Origin of the sequence: Corynebacterium sp. MSK310, assembly GCF_030227355.1 — a bacterium.
Classification (GTDB): domain Bacteria; phylum Actinomycetota; class Actinomycetes; order Mycobacteriales; family Mycobacteriaceae; genus Corynebacterium; species Corynebacterium rhinophilum.
Window position 1 is genome coordinate 226,017 of the sequence record NZ_JASPFZ010000001.1, and the last position, 20,819, is coordinate 246,835.

The 20,819-nt window shown below is 57.8% G+C and carries 20 protein-coding genes; 7 read left to right on the top strand and 13 right to left on the bottom strand.

Features of this window, described 5'->3' with window-relative positions:
- Window positions 1–22 precede the first annotated feature (22 nt).
- Window positions 23–1,039, bottom strand: a complete 1,017-nt coding sequence (locus tag QP891_RS01055) for a PAC2 family protein (RefSeq protein ID WP_284769667.1) — start codon at window positions 1,037–1,039, stop codon at window positions 23–25.
- Window positions 1,040–1,299: 260 nt separating this feature from the next.
- On the opposite strand from QP891_RS01055, the gene QP891_RS01060 reads away from it, so the two are divergent.
- Window positions 1,300–2,385, top strand: a complete 1,086-nt coding sequence (locus tag QP891_RS01060; protein ID WP_284816811.1) for a DUF4192 domain-containing protein — start codon at window positions 1,300–1,302, stop codon at window positions 2,383–2,385.
- A 21-nt stretch (window positions 2,386–2,406) separates the two neighbouring features.
- Here the strand turns inward: QP891_RS01060 and galE are convergent, their stop codons facing one another.
- From galE to QP891_RS01105, 9 genes are all read right to left on the bottom strand, one after another.
- Window positions 2,407–3,390 carry a UDP-glucose 4-epimerase GalE gene (gene galE / locus QP891_RS01065; RefSeq protein ID WP_284816813.1) on the bottom strand — a complete coding sequence of 328 codons (984 nt, stop codon included), beginning with the start codon at window positions 3,388–3,390 and terminating at the stop codon, window positions 2,407–2,409.
- Between the two features lie 3 nt (window positions 3,391–3,393).
- Window positions 3,394–4,071 carry a metal-dependent transcriptional regulator gene (locus tag QP891_RS01070; RefSeq protein ID WP_284782091.1) on the bottom strand — a complete coding sequence of 226 codons (678 nt, stop codon included), beginning with the start codon at window positions 4,069–4,071 and terminating at the stop codon, window positions 3,394–3,396.
- Between the two features lie 235 nt (window positions 4,072–4,306).
- On the bottom strand, window positions 4,307–5,320 hold the full coding sequence (locus QP891_RS01075; RefSeq protein WP_284784261.1) for a sigma-70 family RNA polymerase sigma factor: 1,014 nt from the start codon (window positions 5,318–5,320) through the stop codon (window positions 4,307–4,309).
- Between the two features lie 191 nt (window positions 5,321–5,511).
- A complete protein-coding gene (locus tag QP891_RS01080; protein WP_410755708.1) occupies window positions 5,512–6,276 on the bottom strand; it encodes a helix-turn-helix transcriptional regulator in 765 nt (254 codons plus the stop codon).
- 129 nt (window positions 6,277–6,405) lie between these two features.
- Window positions 6,406–7,779, bottom strand: a complete 1,374-nt coding sequence (locus tag QP891_RS01085; protein WP_284769673.1) for an L-serine ammonia-lyase — start codon at window positions 7,777–7,779, stop codon at window positions 6,406–6,408.
- A 37-nt stretch (window positions 7,780–7,816) separates the two neighbouring features.
- A complete protein-coding gene (locus tag QP891_RS01090; protein ID WP_284782084.1) occupies window positions 7,817–9,211 on the bottom strand; it encodes an SLC5/6 family protein in 1,395 nt (464 codons plus the stop codon).
- 362 nt (window positions 9,212–9,573) lie between these two features.
- Window positions 9,574–10,017, bottom strand: coding sequence for a D-aminoacyl-tRNA deacylase (gene dtd, locus QP891_RS01095; protein ID WP_284769675.1), 444 nt, complete (start codon window positions 10,015–10,017; stop codon window positions 9,574–9,576).
- Between the two features lie 41 nt (window positions 10,018–10,058).
- Window positions 10,059–11,636 carry a DUF7782 domain-containing protein gene (locus tag QP891_RS01100; protein WP_284769676.1) on the bottom strand — a complete coding sequence of 526 codons (1,578 nt, stop codon included), beginning with the start codon at window positions 11,634–11,636 and terminating at the stop codon, window positions 10,059–10,061.
- 48 nt (window positions 11,637–11,684) lie between these two features.
- Window positions 11,685–12,068 (bottom strand): DUF3099 domain-containing protein, encoded by a 384-nt coding sequence (locus QP891_RS01105; protein WP_284769677.1) that lies wholly within the window; start codon window positions 12,066–12,068, stop codon window positions 11,685–11,687.
- Window positions 12,069–12,206: 138 nt separating this feature from the next.
- Between QP891_RS01105 and QP891_RS01110 the strand changes: the two genes are divergently transcribed.
- Complete coding sequence (locus QP891_RS01110; protein WP_005278940.1) at window positions 12,207–12,458, top strand: DUF3039 domain-containing protein; 252 nt, start codon at window positions 12,207–12,209, stop codon at window positions 12,456–12,458.
- On the top strand, window positions 12,455–14,218 hold the full coding sequence (locus QP891_RS01115; protein ID WP_284769678.1) for a DEAD/DEAH box helicase: 1,764 nt from the start codon (window positions 12,455–12,457) through the stop codon (window positions 14,216–14,218). Before QP891_RS01110 ends, QP891_RS01115 begins: the two co-directional genes overlap by 4 nt.
- A 146-nt stretch (window positions 14,219–14,364) precedes the next feature.
- On the opposite strand, the gene QP891_RS01120 is transcribed toward QP891_RS01115, so the two are convergent.
- Entirely contained in the window at window positions 14,365–15,843 is a 1,479-nt protein-coding gene (locus QP891_RS01120) for an RNA polymerase sigma factor (RefSeq protein ID WP_284782080.1), read from the bottom strand.
- 196 nt (window positions 15,844–16,039) lie between these two features.
- Complete coding sequence (ppgK, locus tag QP891_RS01125) at window positions 16,040–16,798, bottom strand: polyphosphate--glucose phosphotransferase (RefSeq protein WP_284816815.1); 759 nt, start codon at window positions 16,796–16,798, stop codon at window positions 16,040–16,042.
- Between ppgK and QP891_RS01130 the strand changes: the two genes are divergently transcribed.
- Both QP891_RS01130 and QP891_RS01135 read left to right on the top strand, forming a co-directional pair.
- The gene (locus tag QP891_RS01130; protein WP_284816817.1) at window positions 16,797–17,684 is read left to right on the top strand and encodes an inositol monophosphatase family protein; all 888 of its coding nucleotides are present in this window, start codon (window positions 16,797–16,799) and stop codon (window positions 17,682–17,684) included. The genes ppgK and QP891_RS01130 overlap by 2 nt on opposite strands.
- Before the next feature lie 111 nt (window positions 17,685–17,795).
- Entirely contained in the window at window positions 17,796–18,086 is a 291-nt protein-coding gene (locus tag QP891_RS01135; protein WP_023022651.1) for a DUF4193 domain-containing protein, read from the top strand.
- Window positions 18,087–18,793: 707 nt separating this feature from the next.
- Here QP891_RS01135 and QP891_RS01140 read toward each other — a convergent pair.
- Window positions 18,794–19,255: a DUF3093 domain-containing protein gene (locus tag QP891_RS01140; protein ID WP_005278947.1), complete on the bottom strand. Its 462-nt coding sequence runs from the start codon at window positions 19,253–19,255 to the stop codon at window positions 18,794–18,796.
- Between the two features lie 103 nt (window positions 19,256–19,358).
- Here QP891_RS01140 and dut point away from each other — a divergent pair, with 103 nt between their 5' ends.
- Both dut and QP891_RS01150 read left to right on the top strand, forming a co-directional pair.
- Window positions 19,359–19,832 carry a dUTP diphosphatase gene (gene dut / locus QP891_RS01145; protein WP_284769683.1) on the top strand — a complete coding sequence of 158 codons (474 nt, stop codon included), beginning with the start codon at window positions 19,359–19,361 and terminating at the stop codon, window positions 19,830–19,832.
- Between the two features lie 13 nt (window positions 19,833–19,845).
- Window positions 19,846–20,817 (top strand): DUF3710 domain-containing protein, encoded by a 972-nt coding sequence (locus QP891_RS01150; RefSeq protein WP_284782075.1) that lies wholly within the window; start codon window positions 19,846–19,848, stop codon window positions 20,815–20,817.
- Window positions 20,818–20,819 lie beyond the last annotated feature (2 nt).

Here is a 20,819-nt window from a genome sequence, read left to right on the forward strand (position 1 = left end):
AGCGGCGATGGGGGCGGGTTCGTTAGATATCGTCGCCTAAGTCTCTGTCATCATCATCGGCAGAGTCTTCGCGGTCATCAATATCAGTATGGATAATCTCCTCGCTATCGGACTCATCGAGCGAGGCGAGGAAGGCTTCGAATTCTTCGCTGATTTCCTCCGCGCTGGGCACGGCTTCCTCGCCCGGCATAATGGCCTGTGGGTGCTCTTCGCGGTAGCGGTCCATGAAGGCATCGTATTGCTGCTCCAATTGCTGGACCACGCCCTCAATCTCTTCCGAGCCATTGACCTGCTCATCCAGCTGGCCCTCGACGCGGGAAATATCCGCCTCAATGCTGCCCAGCGGAATATTGAGCTGGGCGGCTTTAGCCACGGAGTCAAGGAGCTCCAAGGTGGCCTGCGGGTACGGGGACGCAGCCAGGTAGTGCGGCACGTGCGCGGTATAGCCCGCTACCGTGCGGCCCTTATCCGCTAAGGCCTTTTCTATATAGAGCGCCGCGGCTCCCGGAACCATCATCGTCGAGTCCATCTTGACCATGCCTTCCGTCAGGCGGGAGGCAGTACCGTGTGCGGTGACCACGGTGGGGCGGGTGTGCGGCACGGGCATCGGCGCGGCGTAGAGCATGATGGTGTCTTCAATATCGAATTTCTCCACCAGTTTTACCACCGCCGTAGTAAAGGCTTCCCAGCGCATATCCGGCTCAGGACCGGAGAGAAGGAGGAAAGACTTGCCGGAATTATCCCGGAGGACCTTCAAGCCCAAATCCATGGGTTCTACCTCTAGGGCCCGGTCATTATCGATGGTGACGGCGGGGCGGCGGGAGCGGTAATCGATGAGCTCATCAGAGTTAAAGGAGGCTAGCTGGCGGTTTTCCAGCGCCGCCTTGAGATGATCGGCGCTCGACTCAATAGCCTGGCCTGCATCGGCATAGCCGTGCATGGCAACAATCATGGTGGGGCCTTTTCCTTCACCGGAATTGTCCTTGACCACCGGAGCGGGGTACTCCAATTCGTACATGCTGCGCTCTTCTTCGTGCATGATGTGTTACCTCCTTGGTCTCTTAATCTAGATCAACGACCGCCAGGACCGTACTATTCCCACACGCACTCAGTTCAGTGTTCGCGGAGTAGTTAAATAACCCATTATGCCCTAACTCGGCAACCCACGCTAGGCCCGGTGCGATGGGGTTGTGCATAACTGCTTGCCGATGCCCCCTTCCACCCACCTTATCCACAGATTTCGGCCCTCTGCCTGTGGTGGGCTTTCGGTACTTGCCGCAGGCCCCGAAGCTAGGAGCCATGAAGATCACAACACCACACCAGCCCATCCGTACACCCGGCGATATCCTTGCCAATATTCCAGGAATCCTCGGATTCTTTCCAGCAGAATCCATCGTCCTCATCTCCATCGAACCAACTCCAGCAGGCCGCACCATGGGGCCAGTCGCGCGTGTAGACCTGTCCGATGTCCCTGTGGCCCTTCCAGAGATCATGAGCGCCTTTCACTGTGGGAACCCGGAAGTCGTCCTCGGCTTTATCATCTCCCAGCGCGAGGAAGTAGAGCTCTGGGAGATGATCGAGTCGCTCTACCACTTCGAAGATGACCAGGGCACCGGAATTGATGCCTGCTGGCTGGTGGAAGAAATCGCCACATCCACTGCCTACGATCTTGTATTCGGCTTTAGCACCGGGGGTGGCAAGGGCCCTATGCCCGCCTGGACCGAAGGAACCATTCCCGCTATTTCCACCAGCTCTTCCATGCGCGCCTGCGTAGAAAACGGCACTTTGCCGGAACTTTCCCGCAATGAGCTGGTCCAGCAATTCGCCCCGCACAATCCGTACTTCGGGCACGAAGAAATCGCGTCCATGCAGCGCTGCTCTGAGGAATTGTCCCGACAGATGCGCGCCGGCCACGGCTACGGCACAACGGATCCAACTCGTGTAGTCCAGAACCTCATCGCGGATGCGCAATATGTATTAAACGAGGTAGAAACCCTGGAAGAGACGTTGGATAACGAAGAATTACTTTGTGTGGGAGCAATGTGGATGTCGACGACATGGATGCGAGACCTGGTCATCCGGGACCTCGTCGAATCCCCGCACGCGGCCGGCACCTTGCTTTTGGCCACGGCGCGCACCTTTGGCGGCCCCATCCGCTATAACGCCCTAGCGTTATATGCAGCGACCCAGGTGGCGCAGAAATTCGGACTCTATGCCGGCCCGGCGCTGACCGTCGCCATCGATGAGGCGCCGGGGCACAATTTGAGTCAGCTCATCGCCCAGGCCTATCGCAGCGGAATGGGGGAACGCCTCATTACCAGCCTGAGCCGTGGTTGCGACGCGGCGCGGGAGGCAGCAGGGATCGATACCGATGGCTTTGTGTAGCCCCGCGCTTTAGCCCCGCGTTTAGCGCCGCGCCGAATGCGCCCGGTCGCCGAGCTGGCGAGTGAAATTCCACGCGTCGGTCACGATGGTTTCCAAGTCAGTGCGCTGAGGATTCCAGTCGAGCTCCCGCTTGATCTTGTCTGAGGATGCAATCAGCGTGGCTGGGTCTCCGGCACGGCGCGGGGCGATCTCCGCCGGAATCTCGTGGCCGGTGACTTTCCGGCACATCTCGATGACCTGCTTGACGGAGTATCCCTCGCCGGAACCCAAGTTATAGATTCGGTGGGTCCCGGAAGTATTGCTGTGGAGGGCGAGCACGTGGGCATCGGCAAGATCGCGGATATGGATGTAGTCGCGCACCGGCGTTCCATCCGGGGTATCCCAATCCGTGCCAAACATGAAAATCTTATCGCGGTGCCCCAGAGCAACCTGCAGGACAATGGGGATAAGGTGGGTTTCAATCTCGCGGTTTTCGCCGATGGAACCGTACGCGCCGGCAACGTTGAAATAGCGCAGGGACGTAGCCGCGAGCCCAAACGCCTGGGAAAAAGACGAAATCATGTAGTCGATAGCTAGTTTGCTAGCGCCATAGGGATTCGTGGGCTGGGTCGGCATGTCCTCAGTAATAGGAACCTGCTCCGGCTCGCCATAGGTGGCCGCGGTGGAAGAAAAGACGAGGCTTTTGACATCGTTATCCCGCATGGCGTTGAGCAAGCGCAGCGTGGTCACGACGTTGTGCTGCCAATATTCGTCCGGCTTTTCCACGGATTCACCGACCAGCGAGCGGGCGGCGAAGTGGAGGACGCCCTCGAAGCCGCCTTCGCCCAGTACCTCTGCCGCCTTGTCTGCCACATCGCCTTCTACCACGTGGGCCGAACTCGGTACGGCATCCCTGTTACCCGTGGAAAAGTTATCGATGATGGTGACATCGTGGCCCTGCTCTACGAGGACTGCGGAACACACGCTGCCGACATAGCCGGCACCGCCAGTAACCAAAAGCTTCATGGCCTAGACCTCCACGCGCACGGCGTGTGCGAGATCATCTGCCAAGGTGATGACCTTACCCGAGGGAGTGGTAAGCGAAATCGTGCCGCCATTATTGACCACGGTGACCTCGGTACCGATGCGGATGCCAGCCTCTGCGAGTTCCCGGAAGGTGGTCTCATCCACCTGCAGGATCTCGTTAATCTGGATAATCTTTGCGGACTTCTCTTCGCCATCGGGGAGATCGATAGCCCGCGTCCCAATCGATGGCTCGGGGACCTGGAAGCCCAGTTCCGCCAGCGCCGGAATGGGGTTGCCAAAAGGCGAGCGGCTAGGGTCATCGAGGACCGATACCATGCGCTTTTCCACCTCTTCGCTCATTACGTGCTCCCAGCGGCAGGCCTCATCGTGGACCTTGCTGATATCGAGCCCGAGGACATCAGTAAGCAAACGCTCCGCGAGTCGGTGCTTGCGCATCACTGCCGTGGCCAATTCGCGTCCCTTTTCGGTTAGATCCAAGCTCCTGTCCGAACGAACGTGGAGGAGACCATCGCGCTCCATGCGGGCAACGGTTTGGGATACGGTAGGTCCGGACTGCTCTAGGCGTTCGGCAATCCGAGCGCGCAGGGGAGTGATGCCTTCTTCTTCCAATTCATAAATGGTCCGAAGGTACATCTCAGTAGTATCAACGAGGTCCCTCACGTGGGCATACCTTTCTTTGAGAAACAGTAATGCGTGCCGTGCGCAATGCAGACAGCGCCTTTTACATTCTGTATCCAGACTAGCTTAAGTTGCCCTAAGTTTGCTGGAGAGATTTTCGGAGACGAGTTCGAGCTCGCCGCTTGCATAGAGAACGCGACCTCGAAAGCACACTGGGAAAAATTCTCGGCGGCACAGTCGAGGTCGCGATTAATGAGGGTTCAGGAGGCGAAAAGTTTTATAGCGCGTACTCGCGGAGGCGATCGGCGCGGTTGCCATCGCGCAACTTGGCCATGACCTCACGCTCGATTTGGCGTACGCGTTCGCGGGAGAGCCCGAACCGGCGACCAATCTGGTCAAGGGTGCGTGGCACGCCGTCATCCAAGCCGTAGCGCAGGCGAATAACGTCCTGCTCGCGCTTTTCTAGCGTGTCAATGACACCGCGAATATCGGAGTGCCGCATGGAGGCCACGACGGCGGTCTCAGCATCGGTAGCCTCAGCATCCTCGATGAAGTCGCCCAATGGGGCTTCCTCGTCGGTGCCGACGGGCATGTCGAGCGAGACGGGATCGCGGGACTGGCGCAGCAGCATCTCGATTTTGTTTTCATCGATGCCGGATTCCTCCGACAGCTCCTCATTGGTCGCCTCGCGGCCCAGGGACTGATACATCTCACGCTTGATGCGGGAAAGCTTATTTACCTGTTCCACCAGGTGGACCGGGAGGCGGATGGTACGCGACTGATCGGCCATACCGCGGGTAATGGCTTGGCGGATCCACCACGTGGCGTAGGTGGAGAACTTAAAGCCCTTGGCATAATCGAACTTTTCCATGGCGCGGATAAGGCCAAGGTTGCCCTCTTGGATGAGGTCCAATAGTGGCATGCCGCGGCCGGTGTAACGCTTGGCCAAGGAGACTACGAGGCGGAGGTTTGCCTCCAGCAGGTGGGAGCGGGCCTTCTTGCCTTCGCGAGCCAAAATTTTCAGGTCGCGCTTTTCTGCGCGCGTCAGCTTCTCTGCGTTATTGAGCTTGTATTCTGCATACAGGCCCACCTCAATGGTTTGCGCGAGTTCAACCTCGTCCTCGGCGCTGAGCAGGGCGGTCTTACCGATTCCGTTGAGGTAGACGCGTACCAAGTCCGCAGAGGGATTGTCATTGGTTTGATTGCGGCGAGACCCGCGGTCTACTTCCTGTTCCTCATCAGTAGCGGCAGTCGAAGTGCCATTGGCGGTGTTGGCAGATGGATTCGTCATCTTTCAGCCTCCTGAAATTGTCGCCTGTTTCAAAAAGTACAACGGTGTTAGGCCGCATTTAGTTCCCACGCATCCTGAAATCTTTAAAACGGCGACGTGCCGGGCGTTTTGCCCCACCTTTTTGGGGGCGTCGACAAGCGCATGCGCCACGTGAACGCGGTAAAACCGCTCATCCACGTGGCGGGGGCGTCTTAGCCGCGGACTTGTACGAGGTAGCGATATACCGTGGGCTCAGACACGCCGAGCCGGGCGGCCGCGGCGGCGATGCCGCCCTTGAGCAGGAAGAAGCCAGCGTATTCAAGGGAAGCGATGACTTCGAGCCGTTCGTTGCGCTGCATCGCCTCGACCGGAGTGGAGTGCGTGGAAATCGCGGAATCCAGCATGGAGTCCAGAAGGTGCTCGACGTTGGAACGCAGTGATTCGCTATAGGGCGCTTCCGGCTTTTTATTCGCCGTCGCTTCAGATGCCGGAGTTTTTGGCGGTGTGGTGGTGTCGGGGTAGCCACCGAAGGCCTTCGTCTTATCGATGGCCGGTTCAGTGCCACCGATCATCGCGTTAGCGGCATCGCGGATTTGGATCAGCTCGGATAATTCCACATTGATACAAAGCATGCCGCGCATATGGCCGGTGGTATCGCGCAGGAAATAGCTTGAGGAGCGGCACACTTTCCCCTCGCCATTGACCGCGCGGTATCCCGTCATCATTGGAACGGCCGCCGCGTCGCCCTGTTTCATGAACCAGAGGGCAAAGTCTGTGACCGGGCCGCCTAGTTCGCGTCCAGAGATGTGGCCGTTGGCAATGGCAATGATGGATTTATCGGGTACATCGAGATCATGAAGCACGATTTCGGTGTTAGGGCCCATGGCCTGACCGAGGAAATCGACGAGTGGTATGTACTGCTCGAGGAAGTTTTCTTCGGGGGCATGGCTGCTAGAAAGGTTCATTAGCTGAAGCATGTCCTTATAATTCCTGTCAGATTATTGATAAGGTACCACAAAGTAACGACAAAAGGAGGCGAATAACCGGCCGCGGCCAAGTACTCACCTCCTTATATGGCGCTCTTTCCGGAGCCTAGGGTGCCGATATTAACCACATACCGGAATGGGCGGGTGCACCGCTAGGGCGAGGCCGCCTTGTGAGGTTTCCCGGTATTTGGCGTTGATGTCCTTGCCGGTGTTGTACATGGTCCAGATCACCTCATCGAGGCTGACACATGGCTTGCTTTCGCGGTCCAAGGCCATGCGCGCGCTGGTAATCGCGTCTACCGCGGCTACGGCGTTGCGCTCGATGCAGGGGACTTGCACCTGGCCTAGGACCGGGTCACAGGTCAGGCCCAATTTGTGTTCCATGCCGATTTCGGCCGCCACGCAGACCTGTTCCGGCGTTGCCCCCATCAGTTGGGCCAACCCGGCCGCGGCCATGGAGCAGGCGACGCCAATTTCTCCTTGGCAGCCAACTTCCGCACCGGAAATGGAGGCGTTCATCTTGTACAGCGCGGCAATGTGGTTGCAAGCGAAGATATAGTCCGCGAACATGCTCGGAGTAACTGGCTCGACGAATTCATCGAAGTAGGCCAGGACCGCAGGCACGACGCCGCATGCGCCGTTGGTGGGTGCGGTGACGACGCGGCCACAGGCGGCATTTTCCTCCGAAATGGCCAGGGCAAACATGTTTACCCAGCTCAAGATGTTGAGGCCATCGTGGGGGTCGGATTGTTCCAGCCTGCGCTTCAGGGCGGCGGCGCGGCGCGGCACGAGCAGGGCGCCGGGCAAGGGGCCATCGGTTGTGGAGCCGCGCTTGATGCCGGTGTACATGACATCGCGGACCTTGCGCAGGTGCTCGTCGATGTCCCCCTCGCTGCGCAGTGCTCTTTCATTGGCCCTGCCGAGCTCCGGAAGTGTCATATTATTTGTTTCGCACAGCGCCAGTAGTTCTTCCGCGCTGGCATAAGCGAATGGGACGTCGACGGTATCTTGGGTGCGTATGGCGAAGTCTTCTTGCTTGACGATGAACCCGCCGCCCACTGAGTAGTAGGTCTTGTGCAGGATGTCTTCCTCGCCGGCAAAGGCGATAAGGCACATGCCGTTTTCATGCATGGGGAGGTATTCGTCGTGGAAGTAGAAGCCGCCGTCTTTGGGGAAGCTCACCTTGTGCGTGCCACCGAGAAGGAGCGTTTCGCTCTGGTTGATCTCTTTCATGAAGGCGGAGATGCCGTCGATATCGACGGTTTCTGGTTCTTCGCCGGCCAGTCCCAACAGGATGGCTTTATCGGTGGAGTGGCCCACACCGGTCAAGGATAGGGAGCCGTAGACGTTGGCCTGGACGCGGGTGACCTTATCCATGAGGCCTTTTTCTTTGAGTTCGTCAACGAAGGCCTTGCCGGCTTTCATTGGCCCAAGGGTGTGTGAGCTTGAGGGGCCTATGCCGATCTTGAACATATCGAAGATGCTGATGAACATGGTTTTCTCCTGGAAAATCCTGAGAAGCAAGTGCTGCTTAGAAAGCCTGCACGATGGAGTAGATGATGGTGGCCAGGGCAACAAGGCCCATGATGAAGACGAAGTAGTTGGAGGCCTTGCCCTTGAAGCGGGCGAGCGCTGGGACCTTGTGGATGGCAATCATCGGAATGAGGAACAGCATGATGGCGATGGTCGGGCCGCAGAGGGTTTCAATCATGCCGAGGATGGAAGGATCCGCCCAGGCGACGAGCCATGCGGTTACCAGCATGAAGACGAGCGTGATGGTGTCGAGCTTGTGGCTGGATTCTGCATCATCTTTATTGGCATTTTTGCTGCCTTTGACCAGGAGGCCTTCAAAGCCTTCTGCAGCGCCGAGGTAGTGGCCCAAAAAGGACTTGGCTACGGCAATCATGGCGATGATGGGGGCAATCCACTGGATGACGGGGTTATCAAAGTGGTTGGCCAGGTAAGACAAGATGGTGATGTTTTGTTCCTTGGCCTCGGCCATATCCGCAGGCGATAGGCTGAGCGCGCAGGAGAAGACGAAGAACATCACGACGACGACCATGAGGATTTCCGCGCGGAGCAAGATCTTGCGGGACTTGTATTCCGCGTACTTGCCGTAGGTCTGGCGGCGGTCAACGGCGAAGGAAGAAATCATGGGCGAGTGGTTGAAGGAAAAGACCATAACTGGGACCAAGAGCATCAAGGTAATACCCATGCCGTGGCCGGAAGCTTCGCGCGCGACGTCGAGGTCGAAGCTATCAAAGAGTGCGGTATTCCACTTGGGGATGAGGTACAGCGAGAGCAGGACCAGGATACCGATGAACGGGTATACCAAGTAGGACATAACGTGGACGACCACGCTTTTGCCCATGCGTACGACGAGGATGAGTCCGCCTACGAGAACCAACGAGGTAAGCCACCGCTCCGGTGGAGTGATACCTAGCTGGTGTTCCAAGAAGGAATTGACCGTGTTGGTGATGGTTACCGAGTACACCAACAGGATGGGGTAGACGGAAAGGAAGTAGAGGATATTCATCAGCACGCCGGCTTTAACGCCGAAGTGTTCCTCCACGACGTCGGTGAGATCGCCATCTGGCTTCGAGCTTGATAGGACCAAGCGGGTCATGCCGCGGTGGGCCCAGTAGGTCATCGGCAAGGCGACGACGGTCATGATAAGAAGCGGGATGATGCCGCCGATACCAGCGTTAATAGGAAGGAAGAGCACGCCGGCACCAATGGCGGTGCCGAATAGGGAGAGCATCCAAACGGTGTCTTCCTTGTTCCACGCCGGGGCGCCTTCTTGGCCTGCAAATGGGGTCTCTATGCCGTCAGCAGGTGGCTTTTCTTCTGCGGGTAGTTGTTCCGGAATTTGCGCACTGTGTTCCGGGTGTTCGACTTGTCCGTGGCGCAAGAGCTTGTGGGACATTTTCTTTCCTCCTCTGCATGGGGTTGACCGAAGCTTGAGGGCTCCTGTCACCCTGGAGTGAGAAAATATTTTCTCTCACCAGCGTGTGCGGGCAAGGGCCTGAAACTAAACTTTCAGCTTGTATCCAGCCCATTCACTTCGTTACGCGTTAAGTATAAGCCTGCGGTAATGCCACGTGATAATAATTTATTACATTTTGGGATAGGTTAATTATCACTCTAAAAAAGCTTGCGCGGCACCCAGCGATATGCATTGTTGAACAATATCGAACTCTCTGCGATCTAACTCATAAATAATCGTGGGTGTGAGTGAGCGCTCGTGCAGGTAATTGCCAGATGATGAGAAAAATGCGTTAGAGGAGATTAGGTCTCGACCAAAACCGTAAACGGGCCTTCGTTGACGGAAGATACGCGCATCATAGCCCCGAATTGGCCTGATTCAACCGCGATATTGCGCTCGCGAAGGTGCTCGATGATGTACTCGATGACCGGCTCGGCCTCTTCCCCCGGGGCCGCATCGGCCCACGATGGGCGCCGCCCCTTGGCGGTGCGGCCATAGAGCGTGAATTGGCTGACTACCAATACCGGTGCTCCAGCATCAGCGACCGATACTTCACCTTCCAGGATGCGCAGCTCCGCGATCTTGCGGGCCATCTTTTCCGCGCGCGGTGCCCAATCGTCCAAATCCTCCCTGGAAACACCGACGAGGGCTAAAAGTCCGCCGGTCTCAGGGCAATCGATGGCGCCGACGGTTTCGCCTGCAACCGTGACCGCGGCTTCGGATACGCGGGTTAGTACTGCGCGCATAAAAGTCTCTTCCTTTCTCAGCTATACGGCGCTATTCGGTGTTAATCGGCGTGGGTAGCCGGGGAAGCGTCGTCCTCGAGCAGCAGATCGGCAGGGATGAGCAGGCCGTGGCGGACCATATCGATAATGGCGGGAAGCGCCGCCGCGGTCAGTTCTGCTTCATCGAAGCCGTGCGCGGCCGCATAAAGGCCCACGGTCTCGGCAAGGTTGAGCCCGTAGGGAGATAGGCCCGCAACGATTGCGGCCAAGTGCTCATCAACTTCGTGGCTCCACCGGGGCCCATCGGTACGGGTTAGCCGGATTACCGCCCGGTTAAATCCTTGTTTGTTATCGGTATCGGCCACACTGACTTCTTCCTTGGCCACCTGTGGGCGTACCTGGAAGTGCTTGCCCTCCAGCTCACCAGGAACCAAATCGCGCAGCCACGCCACGCGGGCGAAGTATTCTTCCACCTCGGGTCCCAAAGGATCACTAAAGTGCTGCGGCATTTCTTCGGCCAAGATATCGGAGGGCTCATCATCGGCGATTTTTTGGATGGCGACGAATCCAAACCCGATAGCCGTGACATCGTGGTCGTGGAAATGATCCAGCCACGCCTTGGAGCGAGCCTTGCCCTCATCGCTGCGCACATCCAACGATTCATCCTTGAGCCACGTAGATACGTAGAGGGAAGGATCGGCGATATCGCGCTGAATGATCCAAGCGGCTATACCCTTATCCGGCAGCCACGAGGCCACGCGCTGCTGCCAAGTCTGCCCACTGGTATGTACCCAGGCGGCGAGCAAGTGTGCGGTTCCGCCCGGGGTGAGGTGATCCACCGCCTGGGATACCACCAATTCGCTGGCCCCATCCAAGTTCAGGCCAGAATCGCGGTAGACATGGCCCACCTCAGGAAGACCAACGACGAATGGGGGATTGGCAACGATGCGGTCAAAGGTGCGCCCCGCAACGGGCTCGAACCACGAGCCCTCAATTAGCTCTACCTCGGTGCTGGACCCCGCGGCAGCGACGGTGGCACCGGCCAAATCAAGCGCGCGCCGGTGGACATCCGTCGCGGTAATGCTGCGCGCGCACTCGAGCTGACCCAACAATTGCACTCCCGAACCGGTGCCCAGATCGAGCACCGTTGATACCGGGCTTACCGGCGTCGATTGCAAGAGTGAGAGGCTTGCCGCCCCGACGCCCAAGACGTGATCCGCGCCGGGGACGTGGTCCACCAGCGAGGCATCGACATCGGAAAAGACGAGGCGGTTGGAGCCGACGATGATATGGGGCCGGATATCGAGGGCCATGTAGATGCTGCCGCGATCATCGGAAAGCGCCACGCCGGCATCCAGGAGCTTGGTGGCAAGGCGGGCCCCGAGGGCATCGGCAAGCAGCGTGGCAGGCAAATGTTCATGCAGCAGGAAGAAGCGGATGAGCGTATCCAGCTGGGAATTACCGGCGGTGCCGCGCGCCACCGCGGCAGGCTCACCGCGGTAGAGGGCCTCCGTAAGCTCCGGGCCCAAATGCCCCGCTAAACCATCGGTAGTAAAACCAGCCTGCGAAAAAGCCTCCGCTAATTCTGGGGCAAGATCGCGCAGCGCGGCGGCATCGAAATGAGGGCCAAAGGACGTCATGCTGGGAGAAGTTCCTTTCCAGTCGTGCTATTCATGCGGGTTATGCGCCTAATCGGAGGCAGTATCGTCATGGTCAATAACGGAATACTGAGATTCGATTGCCTTGGAGCCACCGCGGGAAATCTGTTGGTTCTGATACTGCGAATATAGCTGACGATTCATCGCGGGTTTATAGACATTTTTATCCCGCTTGTCCTTCTTCTCACCGCGGCTATTGCCAATGACCACGGCAATCCACGGCAAAGGAAAAGTCACGCCCACGATGATCGCCGCGAGCAACCACCAATGCAGGTACAAAAAGACCCCGGCAATGAGCAGCGATGGCACGCGCAGGAATTGGAAAAATCCGTACCACAACTCCCGGCGCCTGCGATCTTGTGCGGGCGAGAGCTTGGCATCCGTGATGAGAAAACGTTCCTTTTTGCCAAACACTTAAATTACGCACCTCCCTGGAGCGCGGCGCGTAACCCTACAACAGGGGACGGGAAAGCCGGCGTTGGAGTGCGTAGAGTGTGCATGCTCTCCAAGGGTAGACGCATGACTCGCAAAGTTCGATGCTGATGCGGCAAAATGGGGTGCGTGACTACGACTACGAAGACAATTGAACGGCCAGATATTCGTGAAGACACTTCGACGACGGATAATGACACGCCGAAGTTCTTCCACTACGTCAAAAAGGATCAGATTCTCGATTCCGCGGTCAACGGCAAGTACGTCGTTGCCCTGTGCGGTGAGACCTTCCCGGTAACCAAACAGGCAAAGCCGGGCTCGCCGGTCTGCCCCGATTGCGAACGCGTTTTTAAGGGTCTTCGCCGCAAGTGAGGACGTTTAAGAAGACGAACCTCCGCGCGTGGCAGCAATCAGCCCTCGATAAATTCCTCGCCACCAAGCCACAAGATTTTATGGCCGTGGCGACCCCAGGTGCGGGTAAAACCACCTTTGCTCTGCGCATCGCGACGGAGCTTATGGAAGACCGCACGGTAGAGCGCGTCATCGTCGTGGTGCCTACCGAGCACCTGAAGACGCAGTGGTCTGCCGCCGCCGCGCGGGTGGGATTGGCCTTGGATCCTGCCTTCACGAACTCCTCTGCGGTCAATCCCAGCATGGACGGCATCGTGGTGACCTATGCCCAAGTGGGCATGCACCCCTTCAAGCACCGCGCCGTTGCCTCCGCTCGGCGCACCTTGGTGATCTTGGACGAGATCCACCATGCCGGCGATGCCAAAAGCTGGGGCGATGGCGTCAAGGAGGCCTACGACGACGTCAACCACCGCCTCGCGCTGACCGGTACGCCGTTTCGCTCCGATGAATCGCCCATCCCCTTTGTGCGCTATGAGGACGATGGGGAAGGCCATAAGGTCTCGCGCGCCGACCACACTTATGATTACGGCGATGCGCTTGCCGATGGCGTCGTGCGCCCCGTCGTCTTCCTGTCCTACTCCGGCGAGGCTCGCTGGCGGGACTCCGCTGGGGAGGAGCACTCCGCGCGCTTGGGTGACATCATGAACGTGGAACAAACCGCGCGCGCCTGGCGCACCGCGCTTGACCCCAAGGGCGAATGGATCCCCGCCGTGCTGCAGGCGGCGCATACCCGCTTGATGCAGATGCGGCGCAATATGCCGGATGCCGGCGGGCTCGTGCTCGCTTCCGATACGACCACCGCCCGCGCCTACGCGAAAATCCTCAAGCAACTCTCCAATACCCCAGTCTCGGTCATTTTGTCCGATGACCCAGGTTCCTCAGACCGTATTCAAGAATTTGCGGACTCCACCGATGAATGGATGGTTGCCGTACGCATGGTGTCCGAGGGCGTCGACGTACCCCGCCTCGCGGTGGGCGTCTACGCCACCTCCGCGTCAACCCCCTTGTTCTTCGCCCAGGCAATCGGCCGCTTCGTGCGCTCCCGCATGCCTGGCGAAACCGCCTCGGTATTCTTGCCCTCCGTCCCCGTGCTGCTCGGCCTTGCCGAGCACATGGAAAAATCCCGCGACCACGTCTTGGGCAAAGAAAAGACCGAGAAAGAAGGCTGGGACGACGAGCTACTCGAGCAGGCAAACCAGAAAAAGACCGAACCGGACATGCTGGAAAAGTCCTACGAGTCTTTAGGCGCCGAAGCCGAATTCTCTGGCCTGCTCTATAACGGCTCGCAGTTTAATACCGGCGACATGACCTCTGATGAGGAGGCCGATTTCCTCGGCATCCCCGGGCTCCTCGACGCCGACCAGGTCAAAGACCTCTTGCGCAAGAAGCAATCTGAGGAGATGGACCGCCGCGAGGCCGAGGAGAAGGCGCGCCGGGCCGCCGAGGCAGAAGAGGCCCACCGCCGCAAGATCTACGGCATGGGTCATGCGCCCGCCGCGAAGCAGCAAGAGTCCGATGCCGCAGAGGATACCGGCGTGGTGGATGAGCTCGGCGCGCTGCGCAAGGAGCTTAACACCGTGGTCTCCATCGCCGCGCAGAGCTCTGGCCGGCCGCACGGTGCCATCCACACCGAGGTCCGCAAGGCCTGCGGTGGACCGCCCACCGCGTTATGCAGCGCGGAGCAACTGCGCGAGCGTATCAATTACCTGCGCAAGTGGTAGAGCGCCTCTCCGTCGCTGGTTGGCTGCTGGCCGGCGGTTGGCGCTGCGCCCCTTTCGTCGCGCCAGCCCGCAGGAGGGAATTAGGCACATAAAAAGGCCGCACCATGGTGGTGCGGCCTTCATTTTGTGCAGGACGGGCGAGTTATCTAGTCGAGGTAATCGCGCAATACCTGCGAACGAGAGGGGTGGCGCAGCTTCGACATCGTCTTGGACTCGATCTGGCGGATGCGCTCGCGGGTAACGCCGTAGACTTGGCCGATCTCGTCTAAAGTGCGCGGCATGCCATCGGTAAGCCCAAAGCGCAGGCGCACGACGCCGGCTTCGCGCTCGGACAACGTCGTCAGCACGTCCTGGAGCTGGTCCTGCAGCAAGGTGAAGGACACGGCATCGACGGCGATGACGGCCTCAGAATCCTCGATGAAATCACCCAGCTGGGAATCGCCCTCATCACCGATGGTCTGGTCCAGCGAGATGGGCTCACGGGCATACTGCTGAATTTCCATCACCTTTTCTTCGGTGATGTCCATTTCCTTCGCGAGCTCCTGTGGAGTGGGCTCGCGGCCCAAGTCTTGGAGTAGCTCGCGCTGGATGCGGCCAAGCTTGTTGATGACCTCCACCATGTGAACCGGGATGCGGATGGTGCGGGCCTGGTCAGCCATGGCGCGGGTAATAGCCTGACGAATCCACCACGTGGCGTAGGTAGAGAACTTATAGCCCTTGGTGTAGTCGAACTTTTCCACCGCACGGATAAGGCCCAAGTTGCCTTCCTGAATAAGGTCCAAGAAAGCCATGCCGCGGCCGGTGTAGCGCTTGGCCAAGGAGACCACAAGGCGAAGGTTGGCCTCCAACAGGTGGTTTTTAGCCTTGCGCCCGTCCCTTGCGATGCTGCGCAGGTCGCGCTTTTCCATGGGGGAGAGCTTGGCAGCCTTATCGCCCTCCGCACGAGCCTTTTCCATCTCATCCATGCGGTGCTGCGCGTACAGGCCAGCCTCAATGCGCTTTGCCAAAGAGACCTCCTGCTCTGCATTCAGCAGGGCAACCTTACCGATTTGCTTAAGGTACGCGCGGACGGAGTCGGCGGAGGCGGTCAGCTGTGCATCCTTGCGCGCCTGGCGCAGGGCGACGGATTCTTCCTCATCCCAGACCGAGGACGTATCTTCTGCTTCGTCCTCGTCTTCTTCTTCGCCCAACTCTTCCTGGATATCGTCTTCATCCAGGTCAGTGGGAGCATCGAATTCATCTTCTTCGATGTCCTCATGGGTGGGGTCGAAGTCGACGTCATCCGCAGGGGCGTCTTGCTCAACGGCGTCGAGCTGATCCTCTGCGTCCTCAGCTTCCGACGGTGCTTTCTCCGCGGAGTTTGCGGGGGAGTCTTGCGGTTCTGCCGCAGAGGCTCGCACGGTCTTTTTGACAGCTTTTTTGGCTGATTTCTTCGCCGACTTCTTGGCGGTCTTCTTAGCCGTTTTCTTGGCAGTCTTTTTCGCCGTCTTTTTAGCTGTCTTCTTGGCGGTTTTCTTCGCCGTTTTCTTTGCCGTCTTTTTGGCGGTCTTCTTTGCAGGAGTAGATGCCTCGACTGACTTGTCGTCCTCGCCGAGTGCCTGGTCTGAAGAATCAGTGGCTGCCACGTACGCCCTTTCGACTTACTACTTGATGGAAATAGCTCACCGCACCCGCACAGGGTGGCAATAGCATTATGAATGCTAGCGGGTGTAGGCCTTATGCAGGTCAGACACGCCCGAGAGCCATGCAATTTTGGATCGACCGCCCAGTATAGGCGATTTTTGCACAATGCCGGTAGATAGGGTTAATGCAACGGCGAATTTATGGCTCTAGGCCTTCCAATACAGCCATCGCTGCACCTACAATACCTGCACGATTTTGCAGTTGTGCAGGCATAACGGGGGTATCAATAGTTAAGTGGGGTCCCCATTTGTGGAATTTGCGAGATATGCCACCCCCGATGAGGAAAGCCTGGGGGTTAAATAACTTCTCGTATTCCTGCAGCACGCGATCGAGCCGAACCGCCCACTCCTTGTACTTCAACCCTTCGCGTTCCTTGGCTGCGGAGGATGCGACCGCTTCGGCCTCGTCAGTTCCCACAGTGAGGTGTCCAAGCTCAGTATTGGGAAAGAGCTGCCCGTTGAGGAAGAAGGCCGAGCCGATGCCGGTTCCCAGCGTCAAAAAGATGACTGGCCCGGTTTTAGCCAACTCGTTTCCATACGCGACTTCCGCAAGGCCTGCGGCATCGGCATCATTTAAGACCACAAAGTCAACGTCTAGATAACGAGAAAACAACTCAGTGGTATCCACACCGACCCACTCAGGTGAGATATTGGCAGCGGAGTGCACCGTGTGGTTGGACACCACCGAGGGCAAGGTGATGCCGACGGGCTTGTCCCACTCTTTTTCGCCCACAATCTGGGCCACTACCGTGGCTACCTCATGTGGCGTGGACGGCTGTGGGGTGGGGATCTTTAGCCGTGGGCCCACGAATTCACCGTTTTTGAGGTCGACTTCGGCGCCCTTAATGCCGGAGCCGCCAATATCGATGCCAAAAGAGTGGCCAGTATGAGTAGTCATGCTCGCAAGTGTAGAAGAAGGCACAATGGATGGCATGGATCATGACATAGATTTTCTGCAGCTGCGAGATTTTGCGGAATCTACCGCAATGCGTGCGGCGGAACTTATTCGCGCGCGCCGTGCGGACTTGGTGGCTGGAGACGGTATTGCGGCACATACTCAGACAAAGTCGAGCGCCGTCGACCCGGTAACGGAGGTCGATACCGCCACCGAGGAGTTCATTACGCGCACGATTAAGGAAAGCCGCCCTGGCGATGGCCTATTGGGTGAGGAAGGCGCGAGCTTCGACGGGACGACCGGAGTGAGGTGGATCGTGGATCCCATCGACGGAACCGTCAATTTCCTTTACGGCATTCCGGACTATGCGGTCTCGATTGGCGCGGAATACGACGGCCGCTTGGTAGCGGGTGCAGTAGTCAATGTGGCACGGGGGCAAGTGTATTCCGCAGCAGCAGGCCAGGGTGCCACGGTTACCGCTGCGGATGGCACGCGGTCCTCACTACGGTGCGGTGAGCAAGACGATCCCGCGCTTTCCTTGGTAGCGACGGGATTTGGTTACGGCGCACAGCGGCGCAAGCAACAGGCGGAACTACTGACTAAGTTGTTGCCGCAGGTCCGCGATGTCCGCCGCATCGGCGCAGCCGCCCTTGATTTATGCCGCGTGGCAGAGGGGAGTGTTGATGCCTATTTCGAGCACGGTATTAACGCCTGGGATTTTGCCGCTGGTGCTCTCATCGCTCGCGAGGCAGGAGCTAAAGTCCACCACCCAGGCTTGGACAAAGGGTCCGGTGATGGTGAATTAACATGGGCCACGGGGGTGAATTTGGCACCCGCATTTGAGGAACTTTTGGCAGCACATGGCGCTAAGGAGGCGATGCGGGGGTGAAGGGTTAAAGAAATTTTTAGCAGCAGGATGACATATCGGTGTTTGTCCTTTACTATGCGCGATCGATAAACAACTATTCCTAAAGCAACTCGACTTATAGGGGCGTGCAGTATGGCCACCGATTATGACGCACCGCGCCGCGGCGCAGAAGAAGAACTTGAAACTGACTCTTTAGAGGGACTGAAAGCAGCTGAACCCGAAAGCAATGGCATGGATGACGATGGCGAAATCGTCGAAGCATTCCAACCGCCATCAGTTGATCTGACCGGCGAGGAACTCAACGTACAGGTTGTTCCCCGCCAAGAAGACGAATTTACCTGCGGATCTTGCTTTTTGGTTCAGTCCAATAAGCGTTATTCGCACGAAGAAGATGGCATGCCCATCTGTAAGGATTGTGCCTAAGCAGCCGGTATTGGCCTAGCTAGTCGTTATTGCGCACAACCCAAATAAAGATTCATCCCGCCGCAGTTTGCAAAGGCAAGCGCGGCGGGGTTTGAAGTTTTCCTTGTTTAGCAGACACCCGATGTGCGCGGCACCTAACTGCGCGGGGTGTCTACTTTTTGAGGGTGCAAATCTTTTCAGTCATCCAGTTCTATCTAAGGCTGCTCGTCTTTGCCCTTCTTATCCGGATCGCTTCCTTGCTTTTGCTGTTTCTCCCATAGATATCTACGCACTAGGAAGATGGGCAAGACTAGAACGAAGTAAAAAGCCATGTACCCGACTACGTGAAGGACGATGCCGTCAGAGCTCACTTCGCTCCAAGCAACCCCCTCTACGTTTGATGAGGACACTCCACGCCAACCGGTTACTTGACTGACGTAGAATTCAGCGATGACCATTAGTGGCAGTATCACAAAGGAAAACCACCACGGAGGTATCCAGGGTTTCCCATCTTTCTGAGTTCTGCGTAGAGCTCCTCCGAAACCCATTGTGATCTCCTCCTAGTCCAACTTTTCACTGATGGTACAAGAACCCGCGTAAGGTGCCACCGAAAGTCCTCTTTATTTCTGTCATACGAATCCGCTCGGCGGACGTAGCAGCAACGAAAACGCCAACGGCAGACTTAGAAAACGCCTTCCGATAGGTAGCGACCCTTCGATCCAAAAAGCCTATGCGTGCTGCTCCGGCAGGAAGGCGCGGAGAAGCTGGTCTGGATCTTTCGAAGCAATGAGCCAATATGGGGTGTCATCTTCAGGATCATTGAGGACCATCATGGCGTGCTCGTCAATCCACGCATGAGAGACCAAGAATGCGGCCGGATCGAATTGTGGGCCCAGTGCGTTATGGCGCGCAGACTTTGGAACGGTAATCGAACGAGAGACAACCTCATTGGGTAACTGCGCATCCTTGACTAGCAACCATCGCGTTCCATCTTCATCTTGTTCAACCTGCACAACGGTCCCAGACCACGTGATGAGCACCCAGATAGCGATGGCGCCGAGCAGGACTGCGGGAATGATGGTCCACCACACAGAGCGGTTAAGTCCGGCCGTAGCTGAGGTTAAAGCCACAACGATTGCTGCAAAAATCCAGAAGTACCACGGCACCCATTGGCGTTCGCGATACAACACTTTCGGGGCAGCGGGTTGAGGAGCAGAAATATCAGACACGCCTAGGCATTCTAGTCCACCTCAGGCGCAGAATGAACCGGCTGGGGCAGGTAGGATTGGCTAAGTGACTGATTCGAATTCGCTACCGCAGGAACAAACGCCAGTAGGAGACGTCAAAATCAAGCGCCTCGATAAAGGGCTCCCGATGCCATTTCGGGCGCATCGGGGTGACGCCGGCGCCGATCTCTACGCCGCGGAGGCGCTTACCCTCCAACCTGGCGAACGCGCACTTGTCGGCACCGGTATCGCCATGGCCTTACCGCTCGGCACCGTGGGATTGATCCATCCGCGGTCCGGCTTAGCAGCTAAACACGGGCTGTCCATTGTCAATACGCCGGGTACCGTGGATGCTGACTACCGCGGGGAGATCAAGGTGTGCCTGATCAACCACGATCCCCACACCCCGATCGAGATCGAGCGCGGCATGCGCATCGCTCAACTCGTGGTACAGCGTGTAGAACTAATGGATTTTAGCGAAGTAGAAGACTTGGATGAGACCGACCGCGGTACCGGCGGCTACGGATCAACCGGGATTTAGGAAGGATTAAAAAATGGGCATTTGGCCATTTGGAAAAAAGAAAAACGATGACGGTCGCAAGGAAGAGCCGGAGAACTCTCAGCAATCGCAGCCGCAAGAGTCTGCCGCTGATTCCGCAGGATCGGCTTCGGCTGACTCGAATTCTTTTGAATCCGTAAAAGATACGGCTGCCGATGCCGCCGCAGCCTCGGGACAGGTGCGAACGGAGTTTGCCCACGATGCCGTGAACGGCGAAACCGGCCCCTTCGATGGCGATTCCGTCAATATCGAAGATTTTGATTTTTCTGATTCTTCCATCGGCATCCTTGACCTTGGCTCGATGCGCATTCCGCTGCCAAAGGACTCCCAGGTCCAGGTGGAAATGGGTGAACAAGGCCCTAAGATGCTGCACATTGTCACCAAGGCTGGTCGTATTACTCCCGTTGCCTTCGCAGCTCCGCGCAAGCCTGGACAGTGGGCAGAATCCGTGGAAGAAATCAAGGAAGGCATGAGCCGCGATGGGCTTTCCGTTACCACCGAGCAAGGTCCCTGGGGGTTGGAAATCGTTGGCAAAAATGACAACGGCCAACTGCGCGTTATTGGTGCCGAGGGCCCGCGGTGGATGCTGCGCTTGACTCTTGCAGCACCTACCGGCCTTGAAGAAGATTTGGCGCAGATCGCGCGCGACGTAGCATCGCGTATCTTTGTCTACCGCGGTGAGGATCCCATTTTGGCGGGCAATGCACTGCCGGTCATCATGCCAAAGCAGCTGGTGGAACAGGTTAAACAAGCCATGGAAAAGCGCCAGCAGGAACAATCCGGCGCAAATGCCCAAGGTCAGCCGGCTCAAGGCCACCCAGAAAACGGGGTAGGTGGACCCGATCCCGCAGCTGAGGCGGAAGCGGAAAAGCAGCTGCGCGATTTGGGCGCGCAGCCACCCGAGGGGGAGAATGAATCTCCCGCACATGACAAAGACAAGGGGTCTAACCCCGATACCGATAAGTGAGT